The 11,569-nt window shown below is 66.7% G+C and carries 6 protein-coding genes; 1 reads left to right on the forward strand and 5 read right to left on the reverse strand.

What is annotated here, in order from left to right; translation table 11 throughout:
• Positions 1–356: 356 nt before the first annotated feature.
• The 3 genes from QCD75_RS02560 to QCD75_RS02570 are packed head-to-tail and all read right to left on the reverse strand — an operon-like array spanning position 357 to position 7,922.
• On the reverse strand, positions 357–4,046 hold the full coding sequence (locus tag QCD75_RS02560; protein ID WP_301225437.1) for a 1,4-alpha-glucan branching enzyme: 3,690 nt from the start codon (positions 4,044–4,046) through the stop codon (positions 357–359).
• 1 nt (position 4,047) lies between these two features.
• Entirely contained in the window at positions 4,048–5,844 is a 1,797-nt protein-coding gene (gene treS / locus QCD75_RS02565; RefSeq protein ID WP_226759087.1) for a maltose alpha-D-glucosyltransferase, read from the reverse strand.
• Positions 5,841–7,922: an alpha-1,4-glucan--maltose-1-phosphate maltosyltransferase gene (locus tag QCD75_RS02570; RefSeq protein ID WP_301225440.1), complete on the reverse strand. Its 2,082-nt coding sequence runs from the start codon at positions 7,920–7,922 to the stop codon at positions 5,841–5,843. The genes treS and QCD75_RS02570 overlap by 4 nt, the downstream gene beginning before the upstream one ends.
• Before the next feature lie 142 nt (positions 7,923–8,064).
• On the opposite strand from QCD75_RS02570, the gene glgP reads away from it, so the two are divergent.
• A complete protein-coding gene (gene glgP, locus QCD75_RS02575) occupies positions 8,065–10,683 on the forward strand; it encodes an alpha-glucan family phosphorylase (RefSeq protein WP_301225442.1) in 2,619 nt (872 codons plus the stop codon).
• A 28-nt stretch (positions 10,684–10,711) separates the two neighbouring features.
• Here glgP and QCD75_RS02580 read toward each other — a convergent pair whose 3' ends face one another.
• Entirely contained in the window at positions 10,712–11,068 is a 357-nt protein-coding gene (locus QCD75_RS02580) for a barstar family protein (RefSeq protein ID WP_301225444.1), read from the reverse strand.
• A 6-nt stretch (positions 11,069–11,074) separates the two neighbouring features.
• A complete protein-coding gene (locus tag QCD75_RS02585) occupies positions 11,075–11,548 on the reverse strand; it encodes a ribonuclease domain-containing protein (protein ID WP_301225446.1) in 474 nt (157 codons plus the stop codon).
• Positions 11,549–11,569: the final 21 nt, after the last annotated feature.

Raw genomic sequence — 11,569 nt, forward strand, 5'->3', positions numbered from 1 at the left:
ATAAATTGGTATCAACAAACTTGGCACACTATTGAGTTCTCAAACAACAGACACACCCGGCACCACCACAACCATCAAGGTCACGGATCGCTCCGGAGCAACTTCACAAACTTACCGGGCTGCTTCACCCTTGTCAAATCAGCATCCCAGCCCATTCTCGCCGTGAGGCATCGTGGTGTCGGGGGCCGATCAACTCCGGGGAGCAGCGCGGAAATAAACTCTACCACCACTTTGCCGTGGTGACAAAGGCGCCCGGACGGCCCCCGTTGCACCGCGGCAAAAAGCCCGGAATCACGGGGATTCCGGGCTCTTCGACGAAACCTAGGCTGCCCTTTTCCGGGCCGGCGTGCCGGGCGTCAGCTCACCGGTTTGAAGTAGGCGGCACCCAGCGGAGGCAGCGTGACGGTGAGAGTGGCCGGCTGGCCGTCGATGTCGAGGTCCGTGGCCGTCAGGACGCCCGCGTTCAGGACACCCGAGCCGCCGTATGCGTCGGCGTCGGTGTTCAGCACTTCCCGCCACTCCCCCGCCGAGGGAACGCCCAGACGGAAGTCGGTGTGCGGGGCCCCCGAGAAGTTGAAGGCGCACACCAGGGGGTTGCCCGCAGCGTCCCGGCGGATGAAGGTCAGGACGTTGCGGTTTGAGTCCCCGCCGTTGATCCACTGGAAGCCGGCCGGATCATTGTCCTGTTCAAACAGTGCCGGGGTGGAGCTGTACAGCTCATTGAGGTCCTTGGTCAGCAGCTGGATCCCGCGGTGCGCCGGGATCTCCGCCAGCCACCAGTCCAGCCCGTGCTGCTCGGACCACTCGGCCTCCTGGCCGAATTCGGTGCCCATGAAGATCAGCTGCTTGCCCGGGTGCGCCCACTGGTAGCCCAGGAAAGCGCGCAGGTTCGCCAGCTGCTGCCAGCGGTCCCCCGGCATTTTCTTCAGCATTGAGCCCTTGCCGTGCACAACCTCGTCGTGGCTGATCGGCAGCAGGAAGTTCTCCGTGTAGGCGTAAACCATGGAGAAGGTGATGGTGCCGTGATGCCACCTGCGGTTGAACGGATCCTCGGCCATGTACTTGAGCGAGTCGTGCATCCAGCCCATGTTCCACTTGATGCCGAAGCCCAGTCCGCCCTGGCTCGTGGGCGCCGTGACACCCGGGAAAGCGGTGGATTCCTCGGCGATCATGACCGCCCCGGGGTGTGTCTTGTAGACCGTGGCGTTGACCTCCTGCAGGAAGGAGATGGCCTCAAGGTTCTCCCGTCCGCCGAAGCGGTTGGGCTGCCATTGCCCCTCCTCACGGGAGTAGTCGAGATAAAGCATCGAGGCCACGGCGTCCACCCGCAGTCCGTCGATGTGGAATTCGTCGAACCAGTAGAGCGCGTTCGCGACCAGGAAGTTGCGCACTTCGCTGCGGCCGAAGTCGAAGATCAGCGTTCCCCAGTCCGGGTGTTCGCCCAGGTTCGGGTCAGAGTGCTCGTACAGGGCTTCGCCGTCGAACCGCGCCAGCGCAAACTCATCCTTGGGGAAATGCGCCGGCACCCAGTCCAGCAGCACTCCGATGCCGGCCTGGTGAAGTTCATCCACGAGGTAGCGGAATTCGTCGGGGTGGCCGAAGCGCGACGTCGGGGCGAAGTAGGACGTGACCTGGTAGCCCCAGGAGCCGCCGAACGGGTGCTCCGCCACCGGCATGAACTCCACGTGGCTGAAGCCAAGCCATTTGACGTATTCGACCAGTTCCTTGGCCAGTTCCCGGTAGCTGAGCCCGACCCGCCAGGAGCCGAGGTGCACTTCGTAGACGCTCATCGGGGAGTTGTGCGGGTCCCGGCCGGCGCGGGCTTCCATCCACTCCGTGTCCTTGAAGGCGTAGGAGGGCTCCACGACGCGGGATGCCGTCAGCGGCGGGACTTCGGTGCCAAAAGCCAGGGGATCCGCCTTCTCCACCCAGTAACCGTGTTTGGTCCGGATCTCAAACTTGTAGCACGCCCCTGCTACAACGCCGGGGATAAAGAGTTCCCAGACCCCGGAGGAGCCGAGGGACCGCATCGAGTGCTGCCGGCCGTCCCAGCCGTTGAAGTCGCCCTTGACGCGGACTGACTGGGCGTTCGGCGCCCAGACGGCGAAGGACACACCGTCGACGTCGCCCAGGGCGGACTTGTAGTGCTGGACGTGTGCGCCGAGCACATCCCAGAGGCGCTCGTGCCGGCCTTCACCGATCAGGTGCAGGTCGAGTTCGCCGATGGTGGGCAGGTAACGGTAGGGGTCATCGGCCGGTTCCGGCGCCTGCCCCTCGTAGGTCACTTCCAGCCGGTAGTCCGGCACGTGGCCCGACTCCAGTGGCTCCAGCACGGCCACCCATACGCCGCCGGACTCGTGGGTCATCGGGAAACTGCCGGCCGCGGTCACCACGGAGACGGCTTCGGCGAGGTGCTTGACCGTGCGGATGGTGACGTGGCCGTGGTCATCGAGGTGCGCGCCCAGGACCGAGTGCGGCGCGTGGTGTTCGCCGGCGGCGACCCTCGCCAGGGTATCCGCGTCCACCGGCATTGGACTTCCGGGACGATCGATACGTGCTGAACCTGTCATTTTGTTACCTTCCGCTGCGGCTTCGGCGGGGACGCCGGAGCCTGTACTGCCGAGGAGACGACGTGATGCGTGCACCGGAATGGAGAGCCAGTCCGGCCTGTTTCGTAGTTCGTAGATGACTTCGTAGAGGGCCTTGTCGAGCCACAGCGCCACGAAGAGGGGCGAATCGCGGTCGATGCTGCCGGGGATGACTTCCCCGTAGCCGGCCAGGAAGGCCTCGGCGCAGTCGTCCACCCAGGTTGCCGGGACGTCGGCCTCCGGGTGTTCGCGGACGGCCGCGCCCGCGGCGTAGTCAAAGGACCGCAGCATTCCGACGACGTCCCGCAGGGGGACATCCGGGAAATTTCGCTCCGAGACCGGCCGGAGCGGCTCCCCCTCGAAGTCGAGGATGGCCCAACGCGGCGCCTTCCCGGGGCCGCCCGGAACCTGCAGTATCTGGCCGAGGTGGAGGTCGCCGTGGATCCGCTGCAGGGGCCCGGCGCCGCTGCCTTCGAGGCGCACGAGGAGCCTGTCCAGCGCTTCACCATACGGGCCGACGGCGGGCCCGGCCTGCGCCCAGGACTGCCGCACCCGCTGGGCCACGCCCGGCGCAATGTCGTTGCCCGGGACGGTCTCGGCGGCGACCCCCAGTGCCTGGGCGAGCCGGCGGTGCACCGTGGCGGTCGCGGCGCCGAGTGCGTGCGCCTCCGCGGTGAAACTTCGGCCGCTGCTGGCTGCGTCGACGGCCAGCCGCCAGGCGTCCAGCCCGCCGGCAAGAAATTCGTGTGCCACGGCAAGTTCGCCGTGCGCGGCGCGGGGGCCCTGCTCCCCGTCCGGGGCCTGCCACTCGCCGGTGACCCACCCAAGGGTCGCCGGCACTTCCACGGTGCGCCCGGCGGTCAGGGCTGCACCGATCTCGACCTCGGGGTTGTGGCCGTCGGAAAGCACCCGGAAGAATTTCAGGATCGCCGCCGATTCAGCGTCGTCCACAATCACGGAACTGTTCGATTGCTCCCCAGTGAGAACCTTTACGAGGCCGGTCGCCCGGGGCAGCCGGTAGCCGGACTCCACGAGATGCCCGGCGGCCTTCCCGGAAGGGGTGGTGCCGCCGGTGCGCATGAGCTCCAGCCACGCCGCGATGAACCCCGGGTCGTGGACGCCGTCGTAAATCCACCGGGCTTCGGGTGTTCCGTCGGCTCCGGTGCCGGACATCTCCCCGATCAGCGCCGGTTCCGCCCCGGCCAGGGGTGCACGGCGGATGCTGAGCGGGACCTGGACGACGTCGGTCCGGGAGCCGTCCGGCGTCGGATAGCTAACGGCCAGCAGCAGCACTTCGAGTTCGGCAGTCCCCGATGCGGTGCCGGGTGCGCCGGCGAGGCTGAGGCCTCCGGCGGGCTCGAAGCTGAACTCCGCGCTCTTGACGGGGAACCAGCGCTGGCGCGGGAGCCAGCCGCCGAGCAGGCCGCTCAGGGCGGGGGTAAGGGTCGGTCGGGTCATGTCAGCCTTCGATGGACAGGATAGGCATGGCCTGGGTGTAGGGCGACGCGGGGTTGGAAGCGGCGGAGCGGATCCGCAGCCAGAAGAAGTCGTGGCTGCCCAGGGTCAGCGTCAGGGTGCCGTCGTCCGAGATCGCCGGGAACGCCTGGCCGCCGAACACGTCCCGCAGTCCGCGGCCGGCGAACCTTGGCACCCGCAGGGTGGTGGCCACCGGATGCTGGGACAGATTGAAGGCGCACAGGATGGTTTCGCTGTCCTCGCCGGCCGGGTTGCCTTCCGGCAGTTCGCGCAGGTAGGCGAGGACCACGTCGTGGTCGGCTTCCACGTGCTCGAAGCCGCCCAGCCCGAAGGCCGGGTGGTTCTTGCGAACGCTGAGGATCTGGCGGGTCCAGCGCAGCAGCGACCCCGAGTGGGCGGCTTCAGCCTCGACGTTGGCCATGCTGTAGTTGTAGACCAGCGACTGGATCACCGGAAGGTAGAGCTTGCCGGGGTCCGCGCTGGAGAACCCGGCGTTGCGGTCCGGGTTCCACTGCATCGGGGTGCGGACCGCGTCGCGGTCCTCGAGCCAGATGTTGTCCCCCATGCCGATCTCGTCCCCGTAGTACAGGAACGGGCTGCCGGGCAGCGAGAGCAGCAGCGCGTTGATGAGTTCGATCTCGGAGCGGGAATTGTCCAGCAGCGGTGCAAGCCGGCGCCGGATGCCGATGTTGGCCCGCATCCGCGGGTCCGGGGCGTACCAGCCGAGCATGGCGGCGCGCTCGTCGGCGGTGACCATTTCCAGGGTGAGTTCGTCGTGGTTGCGCAGGAAAGTGCCCCACTGGGCACCCTCGGGAATGTTCGGGGTGTCCTTCATCGTCTCGATGATGGGTGCGGCCTTCTGGTCCCGCAGCGCATAGTAGAGCCGCGGCATGATCGGGAAGTGGAAGGCCATGTGGCATTCCGGTTCCTCTTCGGTGCCGAAGTACTCGACCACTTCAGCCGGAGGCTGGTTGGCCTCGGCGATGATCACACGGCCCGGGTAGCTTTCGTCGACCATCTTGCGCAGCTTGCGCAGGAACTCGTGGGTCTGCGGCAGGTTTTCGCAGTTGGTCCCCTCCTCTTCGAAGAGGTACGGGATGGCGTCCGCCCGGAAGCCGTCAATGCCCTGGTCCAGCCAGAACCGCACGACATCGAAGAGGGCATCGATGACCTTGGGGTTCTCAAAGTTGAGGTCCGGCTGGTGGCTGAAGAAGCGATGCCAGAAGAACTGCCGCCGGATCGGGTCGAAGGTCCAGTTGGACTCCTCGGTGTCCACGAAGATGATGCGGGCGTCTTCGTACTTCTCGTCCGTGTCGCTCCAGACGTAGAAGTCGCCGAAGGGTCCGTCCGGGTCCTTGCGGGACTCCTGGAACCAGGGGTGCTGATCGGAGGTGTGGTTCAACGGAAGGTCGATGATCACGCGCACGCCGCGGGCGTGGGCCTCCGCGACGAGGCGCTTGAAGTCGCTGATGGTACCGAATTCGTCGAGCACGGAGTTGTAGTCGGAGATGTCGTAGCCGCCGTCCCGGAGCGGGGACTGGAAGAAGGGCGGGAGCCACAGGCAGTCGACGCCGAGCCACTGCAGGTAGTCCAGCTTCTCGATCAGCCCGTGGAAGTCGCCGGAGCCGTCACCGTTGCCGTCCGCAAACCCCCGGACCAGGACCTCGTAGAACACCGCTTTGCGGTACCAGTGCGGATCGTGCTGGAGGCCCGGCGCGTTCAACTCATAGGACCCCTTCGAGCTGTAGTGCTGGTTGGGGTTTGACGGGCTGAAACTCACTGGTGGTGCCTCCGGATGCTAAGAATGTGCGCTGGCTCGACATGGGCGTCCAGCCGAACGTAGTTGTACTCCCCCCATTCCCAGCTCTCGCCGGTCAACAGATCATCCACCATGAACCGGCCATTGTGCGTCAGGTCGTCCGGATCGAGGTCCAGTGCCGCCAGATCCAGCGTCACCGTGCTCTCACGGATGCCGTGCGGATCCACGTTGACGACGACGATCAGGGTGTCCTTCGTGCCGTCAGGGAGGGTCTTGTGTTTGGAATAGACGACAGTGGCGTTGTCGGTGCTCTCGTGCAACGTCAGGTTCTGCAGGTCCCCCAGGGCGGGGTGGGCGTGACGGATCGCGTTGAGCCGGCTCAGGTACGGGGCAAGCGTCCGGCCGGATTCGGCCGCCGCGTCCCAGTCCCGGGCCTTGTATTCGAACTTCTCGTTGTCGATGTATTCCTCGGCGCCGGGCCGGGCCACGTGCTCATAGAGTTCGAAGCCGGCGTAGACGCCCCAGCTTGGGCTCGCCGTGGCGGCCAGCGCGGCGCGGATCTTGAACGCGGGCGGCCCCCCGTACTGCAGGAACTCGGTCAGGATGTCCGGGGTGTTCACGAAGAAGTTCGGCCGGAAGTAGGCCGGGGACTCGTGGCTGACTTCCTGGAAGTATTCCTCCAGCTCCTCCTTGGTGTTCCGCCAGGTGAAGTACGTGTACGACTGCTGGAAGCCTGCCCGCCCAAGGGCGTGCATCATGGCCGGGCGGGTGAACGCCTCGGCGAGGAAGATGACGTCGGGGTGCTTCTTGTTGACCTTGCCGATCAGCCATTCCCAGAACCACACGGGCTTGGTGTGCGGGTTGTCCACGCGGAAGATCTTGACGCCGTGGCTCACCCAGAGGAAGACGATCCGCAGGATCTCGTTGGAGAGGCCCTCGGGATCGTTGTCGAAGTTGAGCGGGAAGATGTCCTGGTACTTCTTCGGCGGGTTTTCGGCGTAGGCGATGCTGCCGTCAACGCGGGTGGTGAACCATTCGGGGTTGCTGGTGACCCAGGGGTGGTCCGGGGCGGCCTGCAGCGCAAGGTCCAGGGCCACTTCCAGCCCCAGCTCCCCGGCCCGCGACACGAAGGCGTCGAAGTCCTCGAACGTGCCCAGGTCCGGGTGGATGGCGTCGTGGCCGCCCTCTTTGGCCCCGATGGCCCAGGGGGAGCCGGGATCGTGCGGTCCGGCCAGCAGGGTGTTGTTCGGTCCCTTGCGGTGCTGGATGCCGATCGGGTGGATCGGCGGCATGTAGATGATGTCGAAACCCATGTCCGCGACGGCGTCGAGGCGCTTGGCGGCGGTGCGGAAGGTGCCGGAGGTCCACTCGCCGGTTTCATGGTTGCGGACGGCGCCTTCGGAGCGCGGGAAGAATTCATACCAGGCACCCCGGCCGGCGAGCTCGCGCTCCACCAGCAGCGGGTAGCTCTCGGAGACGGTGACCTGTTCGCGGATCGGCTGGCGTGCGATGACGGCGGCCACGTCCGCGCTGAAGCCGGCCGCGAGGCGTTCCTCCGCGGTCTTGCCCACGTCGTTGAGCCCGACGACGGCCATCCGCAACGTCCGCCGGTCAGCGGACGGGCGGGAAGAGTCCTCGGATGCTTCGGAAAGCAGCGCGGCGCCCTCGGCCAGCATCAGCTCGACGTCGATCCCGGCTTCCACCTTGACCTCGGCGTTGTGGTGCCATGTGCCGTAGCGGTCATGCCAGGCCTCGATCACAAAGGACCAGTTGCCGGTGGCGGACGGGGTCAGGAGACCTTCCCAGCGGTCGGTTCCCATGCCGCGCGGGCCACGTGGCGGGGCGAGCCGGACGCGCTGGCGTTCCTTCCCGCGGGGATCGAGCAGGACGGCGCTGACGCCGAGCTGGTCGTGGCCTTCCCGGAAGGCGGTGGCGCCCACCACCAGGGTTTCACCCACAGCGGCTTTGGCAGGGAATTTCCCGCCTTCGACAGAAGGCTGTACGGCGGTGATCGGAAAACGGCCAAAGTGCAGGCCCTCCGTGATCAGGGCCTTCGGCTTTTGCTTGGACACGGCACTGGTTCGCGAGTTAGTCGTCACAGCCTCGACGTTATCGACAAAACGGCCAGATTGCTAAGCCTGCTCCGCTTTTCCGCAGGTTTTTCGGATGCCGGGCCGTCATTTATGCAAAAGAAACTTAAAGCGGTTCCGAGCCTCCGACTTGTCCGTTAGTGTTTCGCAGGTGAAGGCAATCCGCAGATTTACCGTCCGAACCGTTCTTCCCGAGTCGATCCGGCCACTGGCCCGGCTGGCCACCAACCTTCGGTGGTCCTGGCACCGGCCCACCCGGGAGCTTTTCGAGGGCCTGAACCCGAAGATCTGGGCCGAGAGTGACCACGATCCGGTGAGCTTCCTCGGCCTGGTCAGCAGGGAGGAACTGCAACGTCTCGCCGCAGACCTGGACGTGGTGCGCCGGGTCCACGCTGCCGCTGACGACCTTGACCGGTACTTGGAGCAGCCCCGCTGGTACCAGAGCCTCGGCGATGGCGCACCGGCGTGCATCGCCTACTTCTCCCCCGAGTTCGGCATCACCGAAGTGCTGCCGCAGTACTCCGGCGGCCTTGGCATCCTCGCCGGCGACCACCTGAAGGCAGCCTCGGACCTGGGCGTGCCGCTGATCGGCGTCGGCCTGCTGTACCAGGCTGGCTATTTCAAGCAGTCGCTGTCCCGTGACGCCTGGCAGCAGGAAACCTATCCGGTCCTGGATCCGGATGGGCTGCCGCTGACCCTGCTGCGCGAGTCCTCTGCCGACGGTAACGGCAAGCCCATCCAGATTTCGCTTCCGCTGCCCAACGGCCGGCGGCTGCTGGCGCACGTCTGGCGGGCCGACGTCGGGCGTGTTCCGCTGCTGCTGCTGGACTCCAATGTTCCGGGCAACGACGAGGCCGCACGCGGGATCACCGACCGCCTGTACGGCGGCGGCGGCGACCACCGCCTCCAGCAGGAGCTCCTGCTCGGCATGGGCGGGGTGAAGGCCCTGCGTATCTTCCAGAAACTCACAGGCAGCCCCGCTCCGGAAGTCTTCCACACCAACGAAGGCCACGCCGGCTTCCTGGGCGTGGAGCGGATCCAGGAAATGATGGCCGCCGCGGAACCGCTGAGCTGGGAAGAGGCGCTGGCCGCCGGCCGCGCCTCCACTGTCTTCACGACCCACACCCCCGTCCCGGCCGGCATTGACCGCTTCGAGGTCTCGCAGATCCAGCACTTCTTCGACGCCGGGCTGGCCCCGGCCGTGCCGGTGGCCAAGATCCTGAACCTCGGCCGCGAGGACTACACCGACGGCAATCCGTTCGTGTTCAACATGGCTGTAATGGGCCTGCGGCTGGCCCAGCGTGCCAATGGCGTGGCCAAACTGCACGGTGTGGTGTCCCGCGGAATGTTCTCTGCGCTGTGGCCGGGCTTCGACCACTCGGAGGTGCCCATCACGTCGGTCACCAACGGTGTGCACGTGCCCACCTGGGTGGACCCGCGCGTCACGGCACTGGCCCGCGAGCAGTTCGGCGCCGACGCGGAAGAGCAGGGCCGCTGGGACCTCGCGTACAACGTCAGCGACGAGGACCTCTGGGCCCTCCGCCGGGAGATGCGGGTGTCCCTCGTGGAGGATGTACGGCGCCGGCTCCGGGCCGCCTGGAAGAAGCGCGGGGCTGCCGACGCCGAGCTGGCGTGGACGGATTCCGTCCTGGACCCGGACATCCTGACCATAGGCTTTGCCCGGCGTGTGCCGACCTACAAGCGGCTCACCCTGATGCTGCGCGAACCCGAGCGGCTCAAGGCCCTGCTGCTGCACAAGACGCACCCGATCCAGCTGGTCATTGCGGGCAAGTCGCACCCGGCCGATGACGCGGGCAAGAAGATGATCCAGGACCTCGTCCGGTTCACCGACGACCCGGCGGTGCGGCACCGGATCGTATTCCTGCCCAATTACGACATCGCCATGGCCCGGACCCTGTTCCCGGGCTGCGATGTGTGGCTGAACAATCCGCTGCGCCCGCTCGAGGCGTGCGGCACGTCCGGTATGAAGGCCGCCCTGAACGGCTCACTCAACCTCTCGGTCCTGGACGGCTGGTGGGATGAGATGTTCGACGGCGAGAACGGCTGGGCGATTCCAACCGCCAACAACGACGCCTCCCCCGAGGAACGCGACGACATCGAGGCGGCTGCGCTGTACGAGTTGCTGGAGACGCAGGTTGCGCCCCGCTTCTACGGGCTGACGGTGTCGGACGGCGCCGGCGCGGCGGGGCCTTCCCAGCCCGGGCGACAGGCGGTCCCGACGCACTGGGTCTCGATGATCAAGCACACCATGTCCCATCTGGGCCCGGCCGTCTCAGCGGACCGGATGCTCCAGGACTACGTCAATGTCCTGTACCGGCCGGCCGCCGTGGCCGGCCGCCGGGCAGGGAAGGACAATTTCGCCGAGGCCAAAGCCCTCGCAGCCTGGATTTCCCGGGTCCGGGCCGCCTGGCCGCAGATCCAGGTAGAGCATGTGGACTCGGTGGGCGTCTCGGAGGACCCGCAGATCGGCGACATGCTGCAGGTCAACGCCTACGTGGCCCTGCACGACCTCACCCCGGATGACGTGTCCGTCGAGGTGGCGTACGGCCGGGCGGAGGACAGCGACGAACTGGCCGACGTCACGGTGGCCGAGTTGAAGTCGATCGAAGACCTGGGCAAGGGACGGCACCTTTTCAGCGGAACCGTCGTGATCGACCGGTCCGGCTCCTTCGGTTACACCGTCCGGGTGCTGCCCAAACACATTGCGCTGGCATCGAAGGCGGAACTGGGCCTGATCGTCAACGCCTGAAGCCGTCGTTCCGCAAACCGCATGCCCGTCAGAGGCAGACGGCGATGACGGCCAGGTTCCTGCCGGCGTACCGTTCGGCGTCCTGCAGGATTTCACAGATGACCCCGAACGACCGGTCAGAGCGGAAAACGGCCGGGACTTCCCAGATGAAGGTGATCGGTGCCTGGCCGTCCTCGGCGACCGCATCGGCGAAGTCGTGCAGTGAGTCGTTGAGGGCGTCCAGGTTCACGCCGTAATCCGCCGGGAAGTCCAGCGTCTCCGCGAAGGTCTCCAGGACGCTCCGCTTGGTATCCGCGGCCGGAATCAGCACGGCGCGCCGGCCGGCGTCGTCCACCAGCGCCTGCAGTTCCTCGATGGTCCAGGTGTCTGCGGAGTAAATCTTCATGGGTTCCTACTTGCCTTCAGCGATGAATTTAAACGAGCTGTAATGGTCCGGGGTGTAGTACTTCTCGCCGGCCTGTCCGGCCACGATCCGGCGGGCGCCGCGGTCCGCTTCACCCGGGGTACTGACCGTGTATTCCTTGTAGTAGCCGGAGGACTGACGCGGCAGGATGCGCTCGAAGTTCCCGAAGGTGACGCCGTCCCTGGGGTAGGGATACGGACCGCCCCGGGCAATCAGCGCCAGGGTCTGGCGGGCTTCGGCGGGAAGTTCGGAGGCCCTGACTTCCGGCAGCCCGGAGGGGTTCGCGGCGGGACGCGGCGCGGCAGGGGCGGCGGGTGCGGCAGGGGTGGCGCGCGGCGCGACGCTGGCCGGGCCGGCGTCGGGCAGGCCCGTCCCGGCCGGCGGGACCCCTGCCAGGACAAACGCCAGCACCGCCAGTCCGGCCAGCAGGGCAAGCAGGGCCGTCAGCCGCGGGGCCTTCATTCTTCGCTTCCTTGGCTCTGC

Origin of the sequence: Arthrobacter sp. PsM3, from assembly GCF_030433895.1 — a bacterium.
In the GTDB taxonomy this organism is placed as follows: domain Bacteria; phylum Actinomycetota; class Actinomycetes; order Actinomycetales; family Micrococcaceae; genus Arthrobacter.